Genomic DNA, 23762 nt, shown 5'->3' on the forward strand with positions numbered 1-23762 from the left:
CCCGGTCCTGACCTCGATGCCCGGCGTCGGCGTCAGGACCGCAGCCGTCCTGCTGGTCACCGTCGGCGACGGCACCAGCTTCCCCACCGCCGCCCACCTCGCCTCCTACGCCGGCCTCGCCCCCACCACGAAGCAGTCCGGGACCTCGATCCATGGCGAACACACACCCCGAGGCGGCAACCGGCAGCTCAAACGCGCGATGTTCCTGTCCGCCTTCGCCTGCATGAACGCCGACCCGGCCTCCCGCACCTACTACGACAAACAACGAGCCCGCGGCAAGACCCACACCCAAGCCCTCCTCCGCCTCGCCCGCCAACGCATCAGCGTCCTGTTCGCCATGCTCCGCGACGGCACCTTCTACGAACCCCGGACACCGAAAGACGTCGAACTCGCCGCATAACCCCAGCAACCCCGAACCACCCCAAACCCCACACAGGCGCCTTGACGAAAGACATAGAGGCACCCCCCGGGCGGGTGGAAGTCGACGAGGAAACGGGGCCGCTCGCCGCGGCGTACCCGTTCAGCGGCGGAGCGCCGGCCCTCGCCCGGGAAGCCCGTCAGGCTTCCGGGCACCCGCCGAAGCGCTCCCGGTAGGACTCCAGGTCCTCCTCCGTGATCTTCGCGAAGAGCACCGGCGGCACGGTGAACGCGGTGCCAGCCGGGACGGTGTCCAGAGCCTTGGCCTGGTCGGCGGTCACCCAGGTCGCGGTGTCGTTCTCCAGGGTTGGCCACGGATGACCGCCTCAGCCAACGCGATCGAGCCCGAGCCCGTCTCTGGGTGGGCACGGCGCTCAGCAAGCACGTCAACAACGAGTACGCCACAAAGGTCATGCGCTCCGCGATCAGGGGCTTCGAGGAGCTGGGCGAGCCCAAGGACTGGTCCGTCGCCCACCAGAAGCTCGCCCTCGCGCATCGCGGTGCCGGGGAGCTCGGCCAGGCGCTCCACTACATCGACATCGCCCGCTCAACCGGATCCGTCGACTCCCCCATGCAGCGCGTCCGGTTGGACACCGCGTACGCGCACATCCTTCTGTCCGACCCGGCCACCCGCGATGATGGATTGACCGTCCCCGGCGACGCGGCGCGCATGGCCTCCCACCACAGCCTGAGCCACCAGCTCCGCAGCATCGAGGGAATCCGGCGGTCGTACGACGACCTGCGGACCCTCGTGTCGAGGTGAAGGCAGCGATGATCGAGGGAGTCCCCGTGACGGACCGCGCAGAGCGCACCATCACCGACGAGCGGTGGAACGACGCCGTGCTGATCTGGCGCTATCACCAGATGGGCCACGAGGTGCGCCGCTGTTCGGCGGCCAGCGGCCTTGGCAGTCACGATCTCGGTGCCGCTACTACCTCCGCCGACCTCTACAGCGCCGGTCTCTTCCCCTTCATCGTCTTCAGCGGCGGGAACAGCCCGACCACCGCTGCCCGCTTCCCTCGCGGCGAAGCGGTCCACTACCGCGAGCACGCTCTCGACCTGGGCGTCCCCGACGAGGCGATCCTGCTGGAGACCAAGGCCGGGAACACCGGCCAGAACATCACGCTGTCCCGAGACGTACTGCGCGGGGCCGGCGTGGATGTCGAGTCGCTGCTCCTGATCTCCAAGCCGTACATGGAGCGCCGCTCGTACGCCACATGCCGCAAGCTCTAGCCCGAGGTCGAGGTCGTCTGCGCCTCCGAGCCGGTGGAGTTCGACGACTACATCAAGTCCTTCGGCGACGAGAAGCTCGTCGCCGACATGCTCGTGGGGGACCTGCAACGGGTGATCGAGTACCCGGCGCTCGGCTTCGCCGTCGAGCAGCACGTACCGGGGGATGTCCATGACGCGTACGAGCGCCTCCTGGGCACTGGCTTCGACAGCAAGCTCATCAGTTCCTGACGCCAGCGCCGTCCCTTCGGGGGCGGTGTGCGCGATCCACCAGCCGAACTTCTTCCCTCGGCTGTCCACGCTGGCGAAGCTGTTCGCCGTGGACGTGTGGGTGGTCCTGGACGAAGTGCAGTTCGCCCGCCGGGACTACCAGCACCGGGCCAGGCTGGCAGACCTTGGCGACAGGCGGTGGCTGTCTCTGGCCACTCATCTGCCGCAGGGCCGCAGGGCCGCAGGGCCGCAGCACGCTGATCCGCGATGCGCGCCTCGCGGATTCCGCACGTTGCCTTCGTCGGACCCAGGGCCTGACACGTCAGTTGTACGGGCAAAGCCCCTACTGGCCTGCGGTGAAGCAGGCCGTGCAGCGAGTGCTGGAGACGATCAGCACGACCAAGTCGACGGCCGTGGTTGCTGAGGCATCTACCGCACGCCGAGTTCCGTGGCGGGGAACATCACCGTGTGGAACGGCACGTTGTCCTTCGCCATGAGCTGGGTGTAGCGAACGGTGTCGTCGGCCTCGTACCACCACGACTTCCAGTCGCGAACCTCGCCGTCACCGGCGCCGCCCGCCCACTCCTTCGTCGCACCGATGTACTCGATCGGGGCATCGAACCAGACGTAGAAGGCGGCCGTCACCGGCGGGTGGGCGGGCGGATCCGGGACGGGCGAGGCTATCGCCGGGTCGAAGCCGGCACCATCGGGCACTTCACCCACCACCCTTCAGCGACCCGTGATCCCCACTCCGGCCAGCACGCGGCGTTGCAGCGGTGTCGGGCGGGCGGGCCAGAAGATGTAGCAGACACCCCCCGTACCGCCTCTGACCTTGCCGTTTGCGTCATAACGCTTGGTGCGGAGCCAGATGTTCTCCCACTCTCGGCGCCGGTAGACCCTGCGCACATCGGAGTTCGTGTGGGCTGCCGGGTCGTTGGCGATCACGTCTCCGCTGGGAGTGAACCCGACCACGGTCATGAGGTGGCCGGCCGTGCCGTAGCCCGCGCCGGTGAGCTCCTCGGCCATGAAGGACTGCGAGGTGATCGCCGGAATCCCGGCGTGGACGAGCCTCTCCAGCTCGGTCAGCGAGACGAGACGGGTGACGACCGCGGCAAGCCCCCGGTAGGTGGCCGCGTAGGCGGTGTTGAACGGCCAGTTGCCGCAGCCTTCGTACTGGTAGTCGTAGGTGTGGCGAGCGGCGTGGCAGACCTGGGGGTCCTCGAAGGCCGGATCGACCCAGGCCAGGTCGGCCGCCTTGGGACGACGCCCCCAGTACTCGACCACCATCTGGCTGGAGGTGGGGCTGCACCAGGCTTCACCGCCGTTGTCGTACTCGGGGTACTGCCCGATATGTGTGTGCTGGGAGTAGCGCGGGACGTGCAGCTCCCGGGTCGGCCCGATGGGGCTCGCCGGCACCTCGAAGCGGTCGGGCAGGTCGGAGGTGACGGCGCCCACCAGCCAGACGGTGGGCGTTCGGGAGCTGCCGGGAGTGCGGTAGAGGGTCAGACGCAGCCGGTAGGAGACGAGCCTGAGCCCGGTCGTGGCCTCGTCAATGGCGAGCGTGTCGGTCCAGACGCTGGTCTTGCCGTCGCGCTGGCCGTCCACGGAGGTACGTCGGATGTCGGTGTCGCCGGACGCCCAGCGCCCCATCACGTACCAGGGGCTGCGAGTGCCGTCGGAGTAGGTCGCGCGGAGTTCGACCTGGATCCAGCTGCCGGTCGGGGTGCGCGCGTTCCAGGAGACGATCGCCTCGGTAGCCGGTACGGCCGGTCGGTGCTCGGGCGAAGTCCAGGTGGCGTACTCCCAGGTCGTGGTGCGTCCGGTGCGCGGATCGGTGTAGTGGGTGCGCCCAAGCGGGCGGGAGATGCGTACCGCGGGCCGCGCGCTGATGGGGGTCTCGGTGCCCCGGTGGGTTCCGGTGCGCCAGTGCTCACGGGAGGTCCACAGACGGTGCTCCACCGGCCTACGGCCGGGCCGGCGGGCAGCCCGCGCCGGGCCCTGGGATGCCGAGGCCGGCCCCGCGATTGTGGTGCTTGCTGCGGCCACGGCAAGCGCCGCGGCCAGCACGGTCCTACGGGGTGTGGGTGCGGTCATGGGCGGGATCCCCCCGGTCGGTCCGGTCTGGAGGGCCGGCAGGGTGGTCCCTGGCCGGCCGTGCGCCAACTATCCCCGCTCCTGTTCCGCTTCGACCAGCCCGCGCTCCGTGTCGGCGCGGGTCGTAGGCTGGGCGGGTGGAACATCCGCATGTGGGGACGCCCGCGCCGACGCCCGACGGCAGAGGGCTGGGGGGGGTGGCCGCCGAACTGGGTGGGCTGGCGCCTTCCTGCGGGCCGGTACGGCTGATCGGGGTGGACGGGCATGCCGGGTCCGGCAAGTCCACCTTCGCCGGGTCGGTGGCCGCGGCGCTGGGTGGGGCTCCGGTCGTCCACCTGGACGATGTGGCCTGTCACGGGGAGCTGTTCGAGTGGACGGAGCGCTTGCGGGTCGAGGTGCTGGAACCGCTGGCCGCCGGGCGGGCCGCCCACTACGCGGCGTACGACTGGGTGGCCCGGCGGTTCGGGCCGGCGCGGGTCCTCAAACCGGCTCCGGTGGTACTCGTCGAGGGGGTGGGCGCCGGTAGGCGCGCGTTGCGCTCCTACCTGGCCCGCCTGTTCTGGATGGATGTGCCGCAGCAGGAGTCCTGGGAGCGGGGGCGTCGCCGGGACGGCCGGGAACTGGCCGACTTCTGGGACGGGTGGGAGCGCGCGGAGCGCGCGCACTTCGCGGATGACCCTTCGCGCCCCTTTGCGGACATCCTGGTACGTCAGTGCGCTTCGGGGTATCGGTGGACTTCTGGGGCTGATGAGGCGCACCAAACCCATCCTTCGGTAACCGAGAGTCACGAGCGGAAGAGCGGCGGCGGCAACCTCGTCGAGGGGCCCACCTAGGGCCCCGAAGGCGCCTTGACCGGCACCCGCAGAGGTCTTACGTTCTCAATGCGCGGTTTTTCTTGACCGCCGCGGATGCGGAGCCCCCGATTGTTCCCCCGTGATCGGGGGCTCCGTCACGCTCCCGCCACCTCGCCGGCCCCTCACAGCGGGCGGGCATCAGGTTCTCAGCTACTCTCAGTGACCTTGGCTGGAAGCGTTCGGGAGCCCGGGCTGACGCCGCGCCCTTCGGCGGGCCCGTTCCCGCAGGTACGATGCGAGCTGGGTCTTCGGCGCAACTCCCGCCAACTCTGGGGTGGTTGGGTCATCCGGCGGTAGGGCAGGACGCTCTGGCCGCACACCACGGGGGCAGGCTTGTGGGGGACGTGATGGACTTCGGTTCGCAGGGCGGGCATGCCCCGGCCGAACTGGCCTGGCTACGCGGCATGGATGCCTACACCATGGGCGCATATCCGCAAGCCGAGGAGGAGTTCAAGGCCGCCGTACAGCTCGACACGGGGATGGCCGACGCCTGGCTCGGCCTCCATGCGCTGCGCATCGACACCACCAACGCGCTGCTGCACATGCACCAGAACCGGCACCGCTTCGGCGAGCAGCGCGCCCGTCATCGGCGCGGCCTCAATTCCTGGTACTGGCTGGGATGGTGGGTTCAACCCGTTCTGGAGAACCCGCGCGATCTTCTACTCGCATACGCCTCGCACCTCCTCGACGGCCGTCACGTGCCGGAGCTCGACCGGGCGTTGGCCGGGCTCCCGCCGGTGGACACCGATCCTCAGGTCCGCTTCCTGCACGCCTGCCGGGCGTACCTGGCGAAGGACTGGGAGGCGCTGGTCCAGCACACCGAGGCCCTGGTGGACGATCCGCTGCTGGGCATAGAGTCGGGTCTGTTCGCCGGGATGGCACGGGTGCGCCTGGAGATGTACGGGCAGGCCGAGCCGATCCTCGCCACCGCTCTGATGCGCTGTCGCAGCGAACAGCCGCAGCGCAAGGAGCTGCGCTACTGGCTGGCCCGGGCGCGCGAAGGTACCGGTCGCAGCGCCTCGGCGCTCCCGTTGTACCGCGCGGTGCACCGGGTGGACCCGGCCTTCATGGACACCGCGGCCCGGCTCGCCGCGATCGCGGAGGGCGACGGTTTCGAGGACTCGGGCGACTACGCCTCTGTGACCTTGGGTGGGCTCGGTCTCGACACCGTCGACGGGCAGGTCGAAGTGGACCAGGTGCCGGCCGAGCCGCTGACCGGTCCGGACCTACTGGAGGGGCGGGAGGTGTGGATGGGAACCGGCGCACCCAGCGACCCGGGCATCCCCCTAGCCGACCCGCCCGACCTCTCCACGGAGTCCCACGCACGGCGCAAGAAGCCTTCGGCAGGGCGGAGTTCACCGCTGCCGTCCGGGCCCGCCGATGCCGCGCTCCTGGCCGAAGCGCTGGAAGAGCTGGAGCGGATGGTCGGTCTGGAGCCGGTCAAACGACAGGTGAAGGCTCTGTCCGCGCAGCTGCACATGGCACGACTGCGAGCGGAACTGGGATTGCCCGTACAACCGCCCAAGCGACACTTCGTCTTCTCCGGGCCGTCCGGAACCGGAAAGACAACCGTCGCCCGGATCCTGGGACGTGTCTTCTACGCCCTGGGCCTGCTCGGTGGCGACCACCTCGTTGAGGCGCAACGCTCGGATCTCGTGGGCGAGTTCCTCGGACAGACCGCGGTCAAGGCGAATGAGCTCATCGACTCCGCGATCGGCGGGGTGCTCTTCGTCGACGAGGCGTACAGCCTGTCCAACTCCGGCTACAGCAAGGGAGACGCGTACGGGGACGAAGCCCTCCAGGTCCTCCTCAAACGTGCCGAGGACAACCGGGACCGGCTGGTGGTGATCCTGGCCGGCTACCCGGAGGGCATGGACCGGCTGCTTGCCACCAACCCGGGGCTGTCCTCCCGCTTCACCACCCGGGTGGATTTCCCCAGCTACCGACCGCTGGAACTGACCGCCATCGGCCGGGTGCTGGCCGGGGCGAACGGCGACGGCTGGGACGAGGAGGCGCTGGAGGAGTTGCGCAGCATCAGTGGGCACGTGGTCGACCAGGGCTGGATCGACGAGCTCGGCAACGGCCGCTTCCTGCGGACCCTGTACGAGAAGAGCTGCGCCTACCGCGACCTGCGCCTGGCCGGCTATCCCGGGACCCCGACCCGGGAGGACCTCGCCACCTTGCGGCTGCCCGACCTGATGCAGGCCTACGGCGAGGTGCTCTCCGGACGGGGCCCCCACGACCAGCGACGCACGGACCCGGGTCCGTGACCACCCGGCGGTGGGTCTCGCCGACCCCGTCTTCGGGGCGGAGCCGGACGGACCCGTACTCCTCAGTGCGCCAGCGCACCGTCAGCGGGCTCCGGGCGCGGCTCGGTGAGCCGCACACCCGTGGCACCTGGCGTCACGCGCCGATGGGCGGGATCACGCACCTCGCCCACCAGCACCTCCAACACGTCCTCCAAGGCGACCAGCCCGAGCACCCGACCGGAGGCGTCCGCGACCTGAGCCAGATGGGTCGCGGCCCGGCGCATCACGGTCAGCGCGTCATCCAGCGGCAGGTCGGCGGAGAGGACCGTCATCCGACGCCACACGTGCTGGGGCACGGCACGGTCCCGTTCCTCCAGGTCCAGCACGTCCTTGACGTGCAGGTAACCCATGAACGCGCCGCTGTCGGCCCGCACCGGGAAGCGTGAGTACCCGGTGCGCACCGTGAGTTCCTCGATCCGGCGGGGGGTGACCGACGTTCCCACGGTGACCAGCGAAGCCCGGTCCAACAGCACGTCGGTGATCGGACGGCTACCGAGCTCCAGGGCGTCCTCCAGCCGTTGCTGCTCGACCGGCTCCAGCAGCCCCGCCTGACGGGAATCCTGGACCAGACGGCCCAGTTGGGCGCTGGTGTACACGGCCTCGACCTCGTCCTTGGGCTCGACCTTGAACAGGCGCAGCACCAGTCCGGCGCAGGCACCGAGTGCCGAAGTGATCGGACCGCACAACCGCGCGAAGCCGACCAACGCCGGGCTGAGCCACAGTGCGGTGCGCTCGGGAGCCGCCATGGCGAGGTTCTTCGGCAGCATCTCCCCGATCACCAGGTGCAGGAAGACCACCGCGGCCAGGGCCAGGACGTACCCGAGGGGGTGGACCAGGCCCTCCGGCAGGTGCACGGCGTGGAAGATCGGCTCCAGCAGCCTGGCCACGGTCGGCTCGGCCACCGCTCCGAGGGTCAGGGAGCAGACCGTGATCCCGAACTGGGCCGCCGCCATCATCCGGGGCAGGTTCTCCAAGCCGTGCAGGACCTGACGGGCCCGGGCCGATTTGCCGGCCAACGGCTCGATCTGGCTGCGCCGAACCGACACCAGAGCGAACTCGGCGCCGACGAAGAAGCCGTTCGCCAGGACCAGTAGCAGGGCGAAGAGGAGTTGCAGGGCGTTCATCGCACGGCCTCCAGCGCCTCGACGTGCAGGCGCTCAGCAGGCGCGGAGCCGAGCTGGACCGGATGGGCCACCGTGCGCACCAACCGGACGCGAGCGGCCCGGTAGCGGTCCACACTGCGGACGGTCAGACCCCACCCCGGCAGCTCCGCCCGGTCGCCGGGAACGGGGATGCGGCCGAGCAGGTCGGCGACCAGACCAGCGACCGTCTCGTAGGGGCCCTCGGGTACCTCAAGGCCTATCCGGCGCAGGCTGAGCACTCGACAGCTCCCGTCAGCCTCCCAGGAGGGACGACCGTCCTCGGCGCTGACGGCGTGCAGTTCGGGCGCCGCGTCCTCGACGGTGTCGTGCTCGTCGCGCACCTCACCGACGAGTTCCTCGATGATGTCCTCCAGGGTGACCACGCCCGCGGTACCGCCGTACTCGTCGACGACCACCGCCATCGGCTGTTCCTTACGCAACTGTTCGAGCAGCGGCTGGACCGGCAGGGTCCCCGGGACCAGGAGGGGGGTGACGCAGATGCGAGCGGCTGTGGTGTACAGCCGCTCGTGTTCGGGGACGGCGAGCGCGTCCTTCAGGTGGACGACGCCGATGACCTCGTCGATGCGCTCGCGGTAGACCGGGAAGCGGGAGAGGCCGGTGGCGCGGGTCAGGTTCAAGACGTCGGCGGCCGTCGCGGAGGAGTGCAGGGCACTCAGCTTCACCCGCGGGGTCATGACGTGCTGGGCGGTCAGGCCGCCCAGGGACAGGGTCCGCACGAAGAGGTCGGCGGTGTCCTGCTCCAGGGCTCCGGCCTGGGCCGAATAGCGCACCAGGGAGACCAGTTCGCCGGGCGTGCGGGCGGATGCCAGCTCCTCCGCGGGCTCCACTCCAAAGGCGCGCACCAACCGGTTGGCGACCGTGTTGAGGCCGGAGATCACCGGGCGCAGCAGTCGGGAGAAGGCGTACTGCGGTCCGGCGACGAAACGAGCCACTTGGAGGGGGCGGGAGACCGCCCAGTTCTTGGGCACGAGCTCTCCCACGACCATCTGCACGGCCGAAGCGAGCAGCATGCCGAGGGCGACGGCCACGCCGGGGACCATGCCGGCGGGGATGCCGGCGGCGGTCAGCGGGGCGGCCAGCAGCGTGGCGAGGGCCGGCTCGGCCAGCATCCCGACCACCAGCGAGGTGATGGTGATGCCGAGCTGAGTGCCGGACAGTTGGAAGGACAGCTCGCGCAAGGCCGTGACGACCGTGCGAGCCCTCTTGTCTCCTTCGGCCGCGGCGCGCTCGGCGTCCGGCCGGTCGACGGTGACGAGGCCGAACTCAGCGGCCACGAAGAACCCGTTGGCGAGGATGAGCGCGAAGGCCGCGCCGAGCAGGAGTAGCGGGATGGTCATGCCGCCGCCTCACGGGAGGCGACGGCGCAGGTACTGCCGGGGGTACTGCCGGATGATCCGTCCATTGCTGGAAGGAGTCACTCCTCAAGTCGTCGGTGCCCGCAGGCCACAGGGTCCCGGGGCCGGGGGCGGGACGCGCCTGCGCCCCGCCACCAGGTTAGTCATTGAGATGCACGCCGCAATGGGACTCAGGCCCCCGGTGCGCTCGTTCCCCTGGATTCCGTCAGCGCGCGCAGGGCCCGGGCGTCGGCGACGGCCTGCTCCCGGGCCAGGCCCGGCTGGATTCCAAGGACCGGGAGGCTGGTGCCGTCACTGAGGTCGAGGAAGACCCAGGGGTCACCCGGGCGGAGGTTGACCCGCAGGATCTGGGCCCAGGCGAGCCGTCGGGTGGTGGTGAGGTTGGTGACCGTGATGCCGTCCTCGTCGGCGACCACGCGGGGCCGGCTGAGCAGGACCGGGACGCCGGCCATCAAGGCCGCGGTGAAGACGAACGCGATCCGCTCTCCGAGGCTCAGTTGGTCCAGCACCAACGCGAGGGCGGTGACCGTCACGAACAACGCCGAGGCCAGGGTCAGCAGGATGGCCCTGGTCCGGGTGGGCCGGAAAGTGACGGGTAGGGCGGGCGGATGCACGAGGTGCGGGGCCCTATCGTCCGTGCTCATCACAGCCGGCAGGCGTGGATGGAGGTCGTCAGGATGGCGCGGGCGCCGAGCTCGTACAGATCGTCCATGATCCTCTGGGCCTCCTTGGCCGGCACCATGGCACGGACCGCGACCCAACCCTCGTTGTGGAGCGGCGAGACCGTCGGGGACTCCAGACCGGGGGTCAGGGCCACGGCGCGCTCCAGGTGCTCGGCGCGGCAGTCGTAGTCCATCATCACGTAGGTACGGGCCACCAGGACGCCCTGGAGGCGGCGCAGGAACTGCTGTACCTGCGGCGCCTCGGGGTCAGCTCCGTGCCGGCGGATGACCACGGCCTCCGACTTCAAGATCGGCTCGCCGATGACCTCCAGGCCTGCGTTGCGCAGGCTGGTGCCCGTTTCGACGACATCGGCGATGATCTCGGCCACGCCGAGTTGGATGGCCGTTTCCACCGCTCCGTCGAGGTGCACCACGGAGGCGTCGATGCCCTGGTCGGCAAGGTGCTTGGCGACGATGCCCTCGTAGGAGGTGGCGATCGTCATGCCGGTGAAGTCCTCCGGTCCGCTCGCGGTGCCGGGCTTGGTGGCGTACCGGAAGGTCGAGCGGGCGAAGCCCAGCGGCAGGATCTCCTCGGCGTTGGCGCCGGAATCCAGCAGCAGGTCCCGTCCGGTGATGCCGATGTCCAACCGCCCGGAGCTCACGTAGATCGCGATGTCCCGGGGGCGGAGGTAGAAGAACTCGACCTCGTTCTCCGGGTCGACCAGGACGAGCTCCTTGGACTCCTTGCGCTGCTGGTAGCCGGCCTCATGGAGCATCGCCGACGCAGGTCCGGACAGTGAACCCTTGTTGGGGACGGCGATGCGCAGCATGGGGTCGATTCCTTTGTTCGTGTGCGAGAGGTGCTGTGCGGAGCGGGAACGGGGCCGGTTCAGAGGTGGGCGTAGACATCGTCCAGGGAAATGCCCCGGGCCACCATCATCACCTGAACGTGGTACAGCAGCTGGGAGATCTCCTCGGCCGCTGCCTCCTTGCCCTCGTGCTCGGCGGCCATCCAGACCTCGGCGGCCTCCTCGACGACCTTCTTGCCGATGGCATGGACACCCTTGCCGACCAGCTCGGCGGTACGCGAGGTGCTGGGGTCGCCGGTGGCGGCCTTGTGCTGGAGCTCGGTGAAGAGCTCTTCGAAGGTTTTGTTCGCCATGATGGTCCTTAGAGTACGGGGTCCCCCACCGCCGCTAGCGCCAGGGTTCGCTGACCGTCCGCAGGGTCATGGCGGTGGCGACGGCGGCGGTGACCGCTTCGTGCCCCTTGTCCTCGCTCGACCCCTCGATGCCGGCGCGGTCCAGCGCCTGCTCATCGTTGTCGCAGGTCAAGACACCGAAGCCGACGGGAACTCCGGTGTCGACGGATACCTGCACCAGGCCTTGGGTGACGCCCTGGCACACGTAGTCGAAATGAGGGGTGCCACCACGGATGACCACGCCGAGGGCGACGATGGCATCGTATCCACGCCCGGCGAGTACCTTCGCCACCACGGGGAGCTCGAAGCTGCCGGGCACCCGGAGCAGGGTCGGCTCGTCGATGCCCAGCTCGTGCAGGGCGCGCAGGGCGCCGTCGACGAGTCCGTCCATGACCTTTTCGTGCCACTGGGCGGCGATGACCGCGACCCGCAGGTCGCCGCAGTTCTTCACGCTCAGTTCGGGTGCGCCCTTGCCGCTCACAACTCTCCTCGATGGTGCGTGCCGGCCCATGCCGGTACTTGTCGGTTGACGGTGGCCGGTCGCCGGAGGCGGTCGGCCAGGTGGTCGGGACTTGCTACCGGCTCACTGGTTTCCACAGGCGGAGGCCGCGGGAACTTCCAGCCAGGGCAGGTCGTGCCCCATCCGATCGCGTTTGGTCCGTAGGTAGCGCAGGTTGTGCTCGCCGGCGGCGACCGGCATCGCTTCCCGGCCGGTGACCTCGATGCCGTGGCGGACGAGGGCGGCGGACTTGTCGGGGTTGTTGGTGAGGAGCCGGACGCTGGCCACGCCGAGGTCGGCGAGGATCTGGGCACCGGCCCCGTAGTCCCTGGCATCGGCCGGGAGGCCGAGCTCCAGGTTGGCGTCCAGGGTGTCCCGGCCACGCTCTTGCAGCTCGTACGCGCGCAGCTTGGAGACGAGGCCGATACCACGACCCTCGTGGCCGCGCAGGTAGACGACGACTCCCCGGCCGGCTTCCTTGATCCGCTCCATGGAGGCTTGCAGCTGGGGACCGCAGTCGCAACGCAGGGACTGGAAGATGTCACCGGTCAGGCACTCGGAGTGCATCCGGACCAGGACGTCGGCACCCGCGCCGATCTCGCCGTGGACGAGGGCCACGTGCTCGACCCCGTCGACGGTGGAGCGGTAACCGTAGGCGGTGAAGTCACCGACGGCGGTGGGCAGGGCGACCTCGGCTTCCCGCCGCACGGTGGGCTCGGCCGAGCGACGGTAGGCGACCAGGTCCTCGATGGAGATGATCGTCAGGCCGTGCTTGCGGGCGAAGGGGATCAGCTCGGGCAGGCGCAGCATCACTCCGTCCTCGCCGGCGATCTCCACGATCGCGCCCGCCGGGCGCAGGCCGGCGAGGCGGGCCAGGTCCACGGCGGCCTCGGTGTGCCCGTTGCGGACCAGGACGCCACCGGGGCGGGCGCGCAGCGGGAAGACGTGGCCCGGGCGAACGAAGTCCCCGGCGGTGGAGCGACCGTCGGCCAGCAGCCGCAAGGTGGTGGCCCGGTCGGCGGCCGAGATGCCGGTGCTGACGCCGTGCTCGGCCGTTGCGTCCACCGAGACGGTGAAGGCCGTGCGCATGGACTCGGTGTTGTGCTCGACCATCTGCGGCAGTTCGAGCCGGTCGAGTTCCGGTCCCTCCATCGGTGCGCAGATCAGCCCCCGGCATTCGCTCATCATGAAGGCGACGATCTCGGGCGTTGCCTTCTGCGCGGCGATGACGAGGTCTCCCTCGTTCTCCCGGTTCTCGTCGTCGACGACCACGACGGGCCGGCCGGCGGCGATCTCCCGGATCGCCTGCTCGACGGGGTCGAGAACGTAGCTCTCGCCCCCGTCGGTCACGTCCGGTACGGACTTCAGCTCGGGCTTGGGGTTCATGCCTTCGCTCCTTCCAGGACCTCGGGGTGTGCCTGCGGGCGGATGTGGTTGGTGCGGGAGCGCTGCCACCAGTCGTAGGCGCCCCAGACGACCAGGCCGAAGTACACGATGTACACCAGGGCCGAGAACGCCAGTCCGCCGTTGAACGCCAGTGGCACTCCGACGAGGTCGACCAGCAACCAGGCGAACCAGAACTCAACCAGTCCGCGAGCCTGGGCGATCATCGCGACGAGCGTCCCGACGAAGATGTATGCGTCTGCCCAGGGGCTCCAGGACAGCGAGGGGTAGAGGGTGAAGAGGCCACCGACGGCGAGGGTCCCGAGGACCGCGCCACCGAAGAGGAGGCCGCGCTCGGTCCAGGAGGCGGTGCGCACCGCGAGGGTGCCGTCCTGGGCCCGCTGCCGGCCGCGCTGCCACTGGCGCCAACCCCAGCACGCCACCGCGATCACCAGCAGTTGTTTGCCGACCCCGCCGCTGAGGTGGGCCGAGGCATAGGCCGCGACCAGGATCAGGCCGGACAGCAACTGTGCGGGCCAGGTCCATATGGAACGGCGCCAACCAAGGGCCAGGGCCACCAGCCCCAGGGTGTTGCCGATCAGATCGGACCAGATGACCGTCTGGTGGAAGACCTCGAAGGCCGGCGAACCGAGCCAGTCCAGTGCGCTCATCGGGCGTCCCCGCTCTGAGCGGTGGGAACGACGCCGGCGCCCAGGAGGCGTTCCACGTACTTGGCGAGGACGTCCACTTCCAAGTTGACCGGGTCGCCGATCTCTTTGAGACCGAGGGTGGTCAGCGCCAGGGTCGTGGGGATGAGGCTCACGGTGAGGTGTGTCTCGGCGGCCTCGACCACGGTGAGGCTCACTCCGTCGATGGTGATCGACCCCTTCTCGACCACGTAGCGGGAGAGGTCGGCGGGCAAGGCCACCTCGACGAGCTCCCAGTGCTCGGAGGGGGTGCGAGAGAGGATCTCTCCGGTGCCGTCCACGTGCCCCTGCACCAGGTGGCCACCGAGCCGGCCGCCGAGGGCCATGGGGCGCTCCAGGTTGACGCGGGAACCGACACGGAGGGCGCCGAGGCTGGAGCGCCGCAGCGTTTCGGCCATGACGTCGGCGGTGAACTCGCCGTCCGCGCTCTCCACGACGGTCAGGCACACGCCGTTGACGGCGATGGAGTCACCGTGCTTGGCCCCTTCGGTCACGAGGGGGCCTCGCAGGCGGAAGCGGGAGGCGTCCGCAAGCTGCTCGACTGCGGTGACCTCGCCCAGTTCTTCGACGATTCCGGTGAACACTCAGTGCTCCTTGGGGGCTTCGGTGGGAACGGCGGCCGGGACCGCGGTGATGCGCAGGTCGGTGCCGAAGGGGACGACCTCGGTGACGTCCAGGCGCAATGCCTGCGCGAGCGTGGTGATTTCGGCGTCTGCGAGAGCGGCCGGGCCCGCGCCGAGCAGGACCGGGGCGAGGTAGCCGACGATACGGTCCACCACCCCATCGGCGAGGAAGGCTCCGGCCAGCGTGGGGCCGCCTTCCAGAAGGACGGAACGCACCCCGCGCGCGTACAGCCGCTCCAGCAGCTCGCGGACGTCGATGCGCCCCGCGTGCAGCGGCAGGCGCAGCAGTTCCACGCCGGGCAGGTGGCGGGTGTCGGCTGCGTCGCCGACCACGAGTACGGTGGGCGCCGCGCCGTCCAGGACCCGGGCGGTGGCAAGGACCTCGGCGCGGGCGTCGACGGCCACCCGCAGCGGTTGGACGACGTCCTCGATGCCGCGCACCGCGAGGTGCGGGTCGTCGGTGCGCAGGGTCCCGGAGCCCACCACGACCGCATCGGACTCGGCCCGCAGCCGGTGCACGTCGGCGCGGGAGGCGGCGGAGCTGATCCAGCGGCTGGTGCCGTCGGCGGCAGCGCTGCGCCCGTCGAGGCTGGCGGCGTACTTCCAGGTCACGAAGGGGCGCCCGCGCCGTACGGCGGTGAGCCAGGCGGTGTTGCCCGCCTCGGCCTCGGCGGCGAGGAACCCGCCCTCGACCTCGACGCCGGCCGCGCGCAGGGTGGCACCACCACCGGTGGCCCGGGGGTCGGGGTCGGCCACGGCGTAGACGACACGGCTGATTCCGGCGTCGACCAGGGCTCGGGCGCAGGGCCCGGTGCGTCCGGTGTGGTTGCAGGGTTCGAGGGTGACGTAGGCCGTGGCGCCGCGGGCCCGTTCGCCGGCCGCGCGCAGCGCGTGGACCTCGGCGTGGGGGCCTCCGGCGCGTTGGTGGTAGCCCTCGCCGAGGACGGTCCCGTCAGGGGCGGCGATGACACAGCCAACCACCGGGTTGGGGCTGGTCGCACCCAGACCGCGGGCCGCGAGCGCGATGGCGCGTCGCATGGAGCGTGCGTCGACTGTGGTGTCGGCCACCGGATCCTCCTGCCACATGGGGGCACGGACTCCGGGGCCTGTCGGTGACGACAGAGGAGCGGAACCAGCTGTACAGGTGGTCGCCGAAGCCCGGTGGTTCGGTGGATCCGTCACGCGAGGTGGCGTACGGACGACGAACCGCCGAAGGCGGCGTACCTATCACTGGCCCGCCGCGCACTGCCTCCCATCCGGACTTTCACCGTCGGTCCAGGAATTTCACCTGGTCAACCGACCGCTGGCTGCGGACGGGTCGCGGACTATAACCGCCGGTTCGGAATTACACCGACCCCGGAGTGCGCTGCTTCTGGTACAGAGCCAGTGTGCCACGACTGATCGCCGCTCATGCGAGCGGGCGACTGTGGCCTGACTCACAGGCGGACCCCCTTCCCTTCTGCCCCCTTCCCGACGGTAACCGGCCCCCCATCACGGAGGGGTTCAATGGTCCAGACCTATTGACGCTCTGGTCTAGTCCTCTTAATGTCTGCGTCACCCCATGGAGCCGAAAGCCCGCCAGATGTGCGCACATCTCGGGCCATCACGCGTCATCCCTCTGTCAGTTGTGCTACCGCCAACCTCCCAGGAGGCACGATCGTGCTGTCCCCCACGCGCACGAGGGCGATGCTCACGGCTGCCGGCGCCGCCATCGCCGGAATGCTGATCGCATCGCTCTCGGGCGGCGTCTCGCACGCCGCAGACAACGAGTCCTGTCGCCCAGACGGCTTGTACAAGACCCCCGGTGTCGACGTTCCCTACTGCTCCGTCTACGACGCCGACGGCCGCGAGGACATGGGCGGCGACCACCAGCGCCGCGTCATCGGATACTTCACAGGCTGGCGCACCGGCAAGGACGGCACGCCTGCCTACCTCGCCAGCGACATCCCGTGGAAGAAGGTCACGCACCTCAACTACGCCTTCGCACACGTCGGCTCCGACAACAAGATCTCGGTCGGCAGCGACGGCCCGAACAACGCGGCGACCGGCATGACCTGGCCCGGGGTGGCCGGCGCCGAAATGGACCCGACGCTGCCCTACCAAGGCCACTTCAACCTGCTGACCAAGTACAAGAAGCAGTACCCGCAGGTGAAGACGCTGGTGTCGGTCGGCGGCTGGGCCGAGACCGGCGGCTACTTCGCCGACAACGGGGACCGAGTGGACTCGGGCGGCTTCTACTCGATGGCCACCAACGCCGACGGCTCGGTGAACCAGGCGGGCATCAACACCTTTGCGGACTCCGCGGTCTCCTTCATCAAGAAGTACGGGTTCAACGGAGTCGACATCGACTACGAGTACCCGACCACCATGAAGGACGCCGGCAACCCGCTGGACTGGAGCCTCGCCAACGCCCGGCGCGCCGGCCTGGTCAAGGGCTACGCGGCCCTGATGAAGACGCTCCGCGAGAAGCTCGACCGTGCCGGCGCCGCCGACGGCAAGCACTACCTGCTGACCGTCGCCGCGCCCTCCTCCGGCTACCTGCTGCGCGGCATGGAGACGTTCCAGATGCAGAAGTACCTGGACTACGTCAACATCATGTCCTACGACCTGCACGGTGCCTGGAACGAGCACGTCGGCCCGAACGCCTCGCTCTTCGATGACGGCAAGGACAGCGAACTGGCCGCCGCGGGCGTGTACTCCACCTCCCAGTACGGCGGCATCGGCTACCTGAACACCGACTGGGCCTACCACTACTTCCGCGGCTCGATGCCGGCCGGCCGCATCAACATCGGCCTGCCCTACTACACCCGCGGCTTCAAGAACGTCACCGGAGGCACGGACGGCCTGTGGGGCAAGGCCTCGGCGACCTCCTGCCCGGCCGGAGCCGGCCTGACCAAGTGCGGGGACGGGGCCGTCGGCATCGACAACCTCTGGCACGACAAGGACACCAACGGCAAGGAGTCCCCGGCCGGCTCCAACCCGATGTGGCACGCCAAGAACCTGGAGAAGGGCGTGGTCGGCGACTACGTCACCCAGTACGGCTTCCCGGCGAACACGACGCTGACCGGCACCTACGCCCGCAAGTACGATGCGACGTTGGTCGCCCCGTGGCTGTGGAACGCGCAGAAGAAGGTCTTCCTTTCCACCGAGGACGAGCAGTCCGTCAAGGCCAAGGCCGACTATGTGGTGGACAAGGGCATCGGCGGCACCATGGTGTGGGAGCTGGCCGGCGACTACGGCTGGAACGCGGCCAAGGGCCAGTACGAGATGGGTGACACGCTCACCACGGCGATGTACGAGAAGTTCAAGAACGCAACGCCCTACGGGGCCGAGCGGGCCACCATCGAGATGCCGACCGAGGCCATCAACGTGGACGTGGACTTCGGCCAGTTCCCGCTCGGTGACTCCAACTACCCGATCAGCCCCAAACTAAAGATCACCAACAACACCGGTACCGCGCTGCCCGGCGGCACCGAGTTCCAGTTCGACTACTCTTCCTCCGCACCGAGCAACGCCAAGGACCAGTCCGGCTGGAACACCACGGTCCTGCGCAGCGACCACACAGGCACCAACGTGGGCGGCCTCAAGGGCGACTACAACCGCGTCTCCCTGAAGTTGCCGGCCTGGCAGAGCCTGGCCCCGGGTGCCTCGGTGGAGCTGGACTTCGTCTACTACCTGCCGACCTCCACCCCGTCCAACTGGACCGTCACCTTCGGCGGCAAGACGTACGGAATCGCCGGCGACCTGGCGCGCGGTGTGACGGTCGTCGAACCCGGAACGTCGACGACTCCGCCCACCACTCCCCCGACCACCCCGCCCACCACTCCGCCCACGACTCCGCCCACCACTCCGCCCACGACTCCGCCCACGACTCCCCCGACCACCCCGCCCGGCGGCACCTGCACCAACGCGGCGTACGTGGCGGGCGACATCTACCAGGGCGGCTCCGTCATCTCCCACAACGGCCACAACTGGAAGGCCAAGTGGTGGACCCAGAACGAGGCCCCCGGCAGCACCGGCGAGTGGGGCGTCTGGCAGGACCTCGGCGCCTGCTGACCGCCCGGTCGTGACGACCCGCAGTTGAACCAGGGCCCGGCGGCCACCAACCGCCGGGCCCTCTGGCACGCTCGGACAGTGACCGGTTCAGCGATCGATGAGTTCGAGGCCCACCGCCCCCGCATGTTCGGCATCGCCTACCGCATGCTCGGCTCCGCCCAGGAGGCGCAGGACACCGTGCAGGACGCCTACCTGCGATGGCACGCCACCGACCGGGAGTCCGTGGAACATCCCTCGGCCTGGCTGGCGAAAGCCACCACCCATCTGTGCCTGAACCGCCTCACCTCCGCCCGTGCCCAGCGCGAGGAGTACCTCGGCCCATGGCTCCCCGAACCGGTGCTCACCGCTGACGGAGCACTCGGCCCCCTGGAGAGCGCAGAACAGCGCGAACAGGTCTCCCTGGCGCTGCTCCTCCTCCTGGAACGACTGAGCCCGGTGGAACGCGCGGTCTACGTGCTGCGGGAGGCCTTCTCCTACAGCCATCGGGAAATCGCCGGCCTGCTCGACCTCACCGAGGCGAACTGCCGCCAGCGCTACCGGCGGGCTGCCCAGCGGATCACGGCCGCGGGCCCCCGGTTCCAAGCGGACCCGGACCAGCTGCGCGACCTGGTGGATCGCTTCACGAAGGCGGCGCAGGGGGGCGACCTGGCCGGACTGGAGCAACTGCTGGCGGACGAGGTGGTCTACACCGCGGACGGCGGACGGGGCGTCAACGCCGCCAGGCGCCCGGTCCACGGCCGCGACAAGGTCGCCCGGCTGCTGGCGGGACTCGCACAGCGCTACACCGCCGGGCTGGACTTCTGCCCCGCCGAAGTGAACGGGGCGCCGGCCCTGCTCATCGGACGCCCGGCAGCCGCCGTACTGGTATTCGAAAGCAGCGGCGGGCAGGTCAGCAGCCTGCGCGTGGTGGTCAACCCGGAGAAGCTACGGTTCCTGTCGTCCCAGGCGGCCTGAGTGTCACATTCCCGACCGCTGCCCAATCCCAGCGGGTGAAGGCCGGTCGCACGACCGGACAGCAGCGAGAGTCAGGAGCATCCTCATGGGCACCATCCTGGTCACCGGAGGCACCGGAACGCTGGGCAGCCTGGTCTGCGCGCGGTTGCGCTCCGCCGGGCACGAAGTGCGGGTACTGAGCCGCCACGCCCAGCCGTACGCGGTGGACCTCCGCGACGGCAGCGGACTGGACACGGCGGTGGCCTCGGTGGACACGATCGTCCACTGTGCCAGCAGTCCCTCAGGAGGCGACGAGAAGGCCGCCGCACACCTCATCGACGCCGCCAGAGCCCACGGCGTCAGGCACCTGGTGTACATCTCCATCGTGGGCGTGGACCGCATCCCGTTGGGCTACTACCGCACGAAGCACCACGTCGAGCAGCTGGTCGAAGGCTCCGGTCTGGGCTGGACGGTACTGCGCACCACCCAGTTCCACGAACTGGTGCACCAACTGGTCTCAACGGCAGCGAAGTTGCCGGTGATGATGCTGCCGGCGGGCCTACGGATCCAGCCAGTGGAAGTGGCGGAGGTCGCCGACCGGCTCGCGGGGCTCGCCGCCGCCGCTCCCGCCGGCAGGGTGCCCGACATGGGCGGACCGCAGGTGCGGACGCTGCCCGAGCTGGCCCGCGCCTACCTGAGGGCCACCGGCCGCCGCCGCCCGGTGCTCCAGGTCCCGATCCCCGGCAAGACCATGGCCGCGTTCCGAAACGGCGACAATCTCACCCCCACCCACGCCGAGGGCAGCGGCACCTGGGAGGACTTCCTGCACCGCAGGTACCCGAGCGGCCAACGGCGGCGGTCCGGCGCCGGCAGCTGAGTCGCGTACCGCCACGCCCCGGCCCACCGGCGCGCGCCCTCAACTCGGTTCAAAAGCCGCCACCACTGCCCGGGCGGGCGTTCCGTCCGGCCAGGTCCACCCGGCCACGAGGTGTGCGGGCGCCGCCGGTACGGCCACCGCCGGCTGTAGGACCCGGTTGACCCGCACGTGAAGCCCGTCCGACGGTCCGGCGCCGGACACGGTGACGGTCGGGTCGGCGGTGTGGCTCTCGCTCTGGTGCTGGGCTGTCGTGCTGCCCAGCAAGAGCGCACCCAACTGCTCCATCACCACAGGGTCTTGCACCCCGTCGTAGATCCAGCGGGTACCGAGCACCCCGTGCTCGGCCGTACCGATCAACGCCTCGGCCGGGGCGTTCGGCAACGCCGCGCCGCGGTAGGCCAGCGGCACCAGGTAGGCCACCGGCTCCGGCCACGCGGTGTCCGCCACGACCATCAGCTCGATGCCCACCTCTCCCAACGGATCGTCTAGGCGGAAACCACCGGCCCTGGCCAGCTCCGGCTCCGCAGGTCCGCTCTGGTACCAGTTCTGCTTCGGTATCCACTCGGCGAGCAGTTCCAGCTTGGTGGGCGTCAGGGTGGTGCGGTGGATCACGGCCACGAATGCTCCCTCAGATGTGGTTCACCGGTCACCGCCCGTCCTTCGACGGGCGGTGTCAGAAATCTACCCGCGGCACCGCAAGCGTGCTTCTGCGCGCCCTACTTGGCGGTTGAGAGACAAAGCGCTGGGACCCCCGGCGCATGGTGGGGCGGGAGGTGCTCCCGGCCGCTCGGAATCGCCTCGCCCGCACGGAGGACCACCTGGGGCCAGGTGCGCGCCGGCGTGACGCACTGCCGATAGTTGTGTCGGACGCCGCTGAACCCCAACGGCGAACCGGCCCCCCGCTCCGCAGGAGCCCCGTTTTCCCCCGGGCCAATGGGCCGGGGTATCCATGAAGGAGTCACCATGACCGTTGGCGAGAGCCGCACCGCCGCGCACGGTCTCCGACGCGCGCACAGGGCCGTGGCCGCCGTGTTCGGTGTGCACGGGGCGGTTACCGGCAGCTTCGCCGCCCGCATCCCCTGGCTCCAGGAGCACAGCTCGCTCAGCCCCGGCCAACTGGGCCTCGCCCTCGCCTTCCCGGCCGTCGGGGCCGCCATGGCGATGCCCCTGGCCGGTCGGGTCAACCACCGCTTGGGCGCCCGTAGGGCCCTGCGGCTGTTGCTGGCCCTGTGGACCGCCTCACTGGTCCTGCCGGGACTGGCATCGGGTCTCGTGGGCCTGTGCACCGCCCTGTTCGTGTACGGGGCGGTGTCCGGGCTGTCCGACGTGGCTATGAACGCCCTGGGAGTGGAGACCGAGAACCGGCTGGGCCGCTCGATCATGTCCGGCCTGCACGGCCGGTGGAGCGTGGGTGCCCTCGCCGGCTCCGCAGCCGGTGCGCTGGCAGCACACGTCGAGATGGACGCCCCGATCCATCATGCGCTCGCGGCGACGCTGCTCACCGCCGCGGGGCTGATCGCCTGCCGCGGGCTGCTCGATCTGCGCAGTGCGCCGGACGCCGAGCCCCCGCCGCGTTTCGCCGCGCCACCACGGGCGGCACTGCTGATCGGCCTGGTCGGCTTCTGCGCCGTGTTCGCGGAGGGGGCGGGACTGGACTGGTCGGCGGTCTACCTGGGGAGCGTGCTGCACGCCTCCCCCGGCCTCGCCGCCGCCTCCACCACGGCGTTCGCGCTGACCATGGCGGTGGCCAGGCTCCTCGGCGACCGGGTGGTGGACCGGTTCGGGCCGGTCCCGACGGTGCGGGCGGGCGGGGTACTGGCCGCCCTCGGCGGAGTCCTGGTCGTGTGGGGCGGGCAGCCCGCTACGGCCCTGACCGGGTTCGCGCTGATCGGCCTGGGCGTGGCCGTGGTGGTCCCCCTGGTCTTCGCCGCCGCGGCCCGCAGCGGACCCGCGCCGGCCCAGGCCCTCGCCGGCGTCGCCACCATCACGTACGCCTCGGGGCTGATCGCGCCCTCCGCGATCGGGGCCGTCGCCGACGCCAGCTCCTTGGTGGTCTCCTTCACGCTGGTGACCGGCCTGACCCTCGGACTGGTCGCCGGTGCTGCGATGCTTCGTCGGCCGGAGCCGAAGTCGGGCCCCAGCGAAGCTGGCGTGCTGCGCCCTTAGCAGGTTCGGCCTGCGGGCGGCTGCGGACGAGGGCGTCGCCGGTTTCGGCGGGGGCGCGCGCGTCTGACGCGCTTCGCCCGAACCGGCGAAGCCCCGGCGTAAAACCACCTCGGGCACCCGCCCGGCTGGAAACCTGCACCCGTGACCGAAGCGCCGCAACCGCGGGCTTGTCGCCCGGGGGCCGAGGTCCGGCCCGATCGACCCCTACCGGGCGGCAAAAGACCACTGCAGGCCAGGGAAGCGATTCCCCCCTCGGCTCGGGCCGAGGGTCCTCTCGCTAGGAATCTGATGGCGTACACAACAACGGTGCTGGACGGCCCTCCCGACCGGGCGTTGGACGAGGTGGTCGCACGGATGCGATCGCTTGAACGGCGGCTGCCTCCACGAGACGGGGTCGCGGTGTTCAACCGGGTCTACCTCAGCGTCACCCGGGAGTTACGGCAGCGGATGCGGGACGGTCTGTTCCCGTCCACGCATTCGGCCGCGGAGCTGAGCGTCCGCTTCGCCGGACGCTACCTCGACGCGGTGGACGCGGCCACGGAGGGGCGCCGGGTCCCCGCCTGTTGGCGCCCGCTGTTCCAGTACCGCCGCCATCCGGGGGTGCGCCCCCTTCAACACGCGCTCGCCGGGATCAATGCGCACATCGGAGTCGACCTGGCACTCGCGGTGGTGTCCGCCTGCTCTGCTCTGGAGTGCGAACCAGCAGCCCTGGAAAGGGACTACGACCGGGTGGGCGAGGCCCTCGTCGTGCTGGAGGAGCGGATCCGGGAGGAGGTGATGCCGGGCCCGGACCTGTTGGAGATCGCCGACCCGCTGACCCATCTGATCGGGTCCTGGAGCCTGGAACGCGCCCGCGACGGTGCCTGGGCGGCGGCGCGCCTGTTGTGGAACCTGCGTGAGGCACCCGAGCTGGCAGAGGAGTTCACCGAAACCCTCGATGCGGGGGTCGGCCTGGTCGGGCGCTGTCTGCTGACACCGACGGGCTGAGCACCGGCACCCCGCAGGACATGGAAACGAGCCGCC

General features: G+C 70.2%; 21 protein-coding genes, 4 pseudogenes and 1 riboswitch. Of the genes and pseudogenes, 11 read left to right on the top strand and 14 right to left on the bottom strand.

Annotation, left to right across the window (positions count from 1 at the left end; translation table 11 throughout):
• Positions 1-400: transposase (locus tag ACFYMC_RS06665; protein ID WP_388519837.1), on the top strand; the 400-nt coding region annotated here is incomplete at its 5' end.
• A gap of 157 nt (positions 401-557) precedes the next feature.
• On the opposite strand, the pseudogene ACFYMC_RS06670 reads toward ACFYMC_RS06665, so the two are convergent.
• Positions 558-722, bottom strand: a pseudogene (locus ACFYMC_RS06670) (hypothetical protein); the annotation flags it as partial.
• Between the two features lie 2 nt (positions 723-724).
• Here ACFYMC_RS06670 and ACFYMC_RS06675 point away from each other — a divergent pair.
• The 3 genes and pseudogenes from ACFYMC_RS06675 to ACFYMC_RS06685 all read left to right on the top strand — a co-directional run.
• Positions 725-1180 (top strand): annotated as a pseudogene (locus tag ACFYMC_RS06675) (hypothetical protein); the annotation flags it as partial.
• An 8-nt stretch (positions 1181-1188) separates the two neighbouring features.
• Positions 1189-1878 (top strand): annotated as a pseudogene (locus ACFYMC_RS06680) (YdcF family protein).
• A complete protein-coding gene (locus ACFYMC_RS06685; RefSeq protein WP_388519840.1) occupies positions 1820-2281 on the top strand; it encodes a WbqC family protein in 462 nt (153 codons plus the stop codon). Before ACFYMC_RS06680 ends, ACFYMC_RS06685 begins: the two are co-directional and overlap by 59 nt.
• A gap of 8 nt (positions 2282-2289) precedes the next feature.
• Here the strand turns inward: ACFYMC_RS06685 and ACFYMC_RS06690 are convergent.
• A pseudogene (locus tag ACFYMC_RS06690) lies at positions 2290-2490 on the bottom strand (class I tRNA ligase family protein); the annotation flags it as partial.
• A gap of 96 nt (positions 2491-2586) precedes the next feature.
• Positions 2587-3951: a peptidase C39 family protein gene (locus ACFYMC_RS06695; protein WP_388519843.1), complete on the bottom strand. Its 1365-nt coding sequence runs from the start codon at positions 3949-3951 to the stop codon at positions 2587-2589.
• Between the two features lie 188 nt (positions 3952-4139).
• On the opposite strand from ACFYMC_RS06695, the gene ACFYMC_RS06700 reads away from it, so the two are divergent.
• A complete protein-coding gene (locus ACFYMC_RS06700) occupies positions 4140-4784 on the top strand; it encodes a uridine kinase (RefSeq protein WP_388520361.1) in 645 nt (214 codons plus the stop codon).
• Positions 4785-5152: 368 nt separating this feature from the next.
• Positions 5153-7075: an AAA family ATPase gene (locus ACFYMC_RS06705; protein WP_388519845.1), complete on the top strand. Its 1923-nt coding sequence runs from the start codon at positions 5153-5155 to the stop codon at positions 7073-7075.
• A gap of 62 nt (positions 7076-7137) precedes the next feature.
• Here ACFYMC_RS06705 and ACFYMC_RS06710 read toward each other — a convergent pair whose 3' ends face one another.
• From ACFYMC_RS06710 to ribD, 10 genes are all read right to left on the bottom strand, one after another.
• Positions 7138-8238 (bottom strand): hemolysin family protein, encoded by a 1101-nt coding sequence (locus ACFYMC_RS06710; protein ID WP_388519847.1) that lies wholly within the window; start codon positions 8236-8238, stop codon positions 7138-7140.
• On the bottom strand, positions 8235-9614 hold the full coding sequence (locus ACFYMC_RS06715) for a hemolysin family protein (RefSeq protein ID WP_388519849.1): 1380 nt from the start codon (positions 9612-9614) through the stop codon (positions 8235-8237). The genes ACFYMC_RS06710 and ACFYMC_RS06715 overlap by 4 nt, the downstream gene beginning before the upstream one ends.
• 188 nt (positions 9615-9802) lie before the next feature.
• Positions 9803-10276 (bottom strand): PH domain-containing protein, encoded by a 474-nt coding sequence (locus tag ACFYMC_RS06720; RefSeq protein ID WP_388519851.1) that lies wholly within the window; start codon positions 10274-10276, stop codon positions 9803-9805.
• A complete protein-coding gene (gene hisG / locus ACFYMC_RS06725; RefSeq protein WP_388519854.1) occupies positions 10276-11124 on the bottom strand; it encodes an ATP phosphoribosyltransferase in 849 nt (282 codons plus the stop codon). The genes ACFYMC_RS06720 and hisG overlap by 1 nt, the downstream gene beginning before the upstream one ends.
• A 59-nt stretch (positions 11125-11183) precedes the next feature.
• Positions 11184-11456, bottom strand: coding sequence for a phosphoribosyl-ATP diphosphatase (locus ACFYMC_RS06730; RefSeq protein ID WP_388519856.1), 273 nt, complete (start codon positions 11454-11456; stop codon positions 11184-11186).
• A 34-nt stretch (positions 11457-11490) separates the two neighbouring features.
• Complete coding sequence (ribH, locus tag ACFYMC_RS06735; RefSeq protein WP_388519858.1) at positions 11491-11976, bottom strand: 6,7-dimethyl-8-ribityllumazine synthase; 486 nt, start codon at positions 11974-11976, stop codon at positions 11491-11493.
• A 102-nt stretch (positions 11977-12078) separates the two neighbouring features.
• Complete coding sequence (locus ACFYMC_RS06740; protein ID WP_388519860.1) at positions 12079-13380, bottom strand: bifunctional 3,4-dihydroxy-2-butanone-4-phosphate synthase/GTP cyclohydrolase II; 1302 nt, start codon at positions 13378-13380, stop codon at positions 12079-12081.
• Entirely contained in the window at positions 13377-14048 is a 672-nt protein-coding gene (locus ACFYMC_RS06745) for a nicotinamide riboside transporter PnuC (RefSeq protein WP_388519862.1), read from the bottom strand. The genes ACFYMC_RS06740 and ACFYMC_RS06745 overlap by 4 nt, the downstream gene beginning before the upstream one ends.
• Entirely contained in the window at positions 14045-14668 is a 624-nt protein-coding gene (locus ACFYMC_RS06750; RefSeq protein WP_388519865.1) for a riboflavin synthase, read from the bottom strand. The genes ACFYMC_RS06745 and ACFYMC_RS06750 overlap by 4 nt, the downstream gene beginning before the upstream one ends.
• The gene (ribD, locus tag ACFYMC_RS06755; protein WP_388519868.1) at positions 14669-15793 is read right to left on the bottom strand and encodes a bifunctional diaminohydroxyphosphoribosylaminopyrimidine deaminase/5-amino-6-(5-phosphoribosylamino)uracil reductase RibD; all 1125 of its coding nucleotides are present in this window, start codon (positions 15791-15793) and stop codon (positions 14669-14671) included.
• A 152-nt stretch (positions 15794-15945) separates the two neighbouring features.
• A riboswitch (FMN riboswitch) is annotated at positions 15946-16076 on the bottom strand.
• A 290-nt stretch (positions 16077-16366) separates the two neighbouring features.
• On the opposite strand from ribD, the gene ACFYMC_RS06760 reads away from it, so the two are divergent.
• The 3 genes from ACFYMC_RS06760 to ACFYMC_RS06770 all read left to right on the top strand — a co-directional run bounded on the left by ACFYMC_RS06760 (position 16367) and on the right by ACFYMC_RS06770 (position 20573).
• On the top strand, positions 16367-18763 hold the full coding sequence (locus ACFYMC_RS06760) for a chitinase C-terminal domain-containing protein (RefSeq protein WP_388519871.1): 2397 nt from the start codon (positions 16367-16369) through the stop codon (positions 18761-18763).
• A gap of 78 nt (positions 18764-18841) precedes the next feature.
• Positions 18842-19717, top strand: a complete 876-nt coding sequence (locus ACFYMC_RS06765) for an RNA polymerase sigma-70 factor (RefSeq protein ID WP_388519874.1) — start codon at positions 18842-18844, stop codon at positions 19715-19717.
• Positions 19718-19802: 85 nt separating this feature from the next.
• On the top strand, positions 19803-20573 hold the full coding sequence (locus tag ACFYMC_RS06770) for an SDR family oxidoreductase (RefSeq protein WP_388519877.1): 771 nt from the start codon (positions 19803-19805) through the stop codon (positions 20571-20573).
• A 39-nt stretch (positions 20574-20612) separates the two neighbouring features.
• On the opposite strand, the gene ACFYMC_RS06775 is transcribed toward ACFYMC_RS06770, so the two are convergent.
• Positions 20613-21191 (bottom strand): 1,4-alpha-glucan branching protein, encoded by a 579-nt coding sequence (locus ACFYMC_RS06775; protein ID WP_388519880.1) that lies wholly within the window; start codon positions 21189-21191, stop codon positions 20613-20615.
• Positions 21192-21536: 345 nt separating this feature from the next.
• Between ACFYMC_RS06775 and ACFYMC_RS06780 the strand changes: the two genes are divergently transcribed.
• Positions 21537-22739: an MFS transporter gene (locus tag ACFYMC_RS06780; RefSeq protein WP_388519883.1), complete on the top strand. Its 1203-nt coding sequence runs from the start codon at positions 21537-21539 to the stop codon at positions 22737-22739.
• 288 nt (positions 22740-23027) lie between these two features.
• Positions 23028-23726 carry a DUF5995 family protein gene (locus ACFYMC_RS06785; RefSeq protein ID WP_388519885.1) on the top strand — a complete coding sequence of 233 codons (699 nt, stop codon included), beginning with the start codon at positions 23028-23030 and terminating at the stop codon, positions 23724-23726.
• Positions 23727-23762: the final 36 nt, after the last annotated feature.

This window comes from Streptomyces sp. NPDC006879 (assembly GCF_042869595.1).
In the GTDB taxonomy this organism is placed as follows: Bacteria; Actinomycetota; Actinomycetes; order Streptomycetales; family Streptomycetaceae; genus Streptomyces.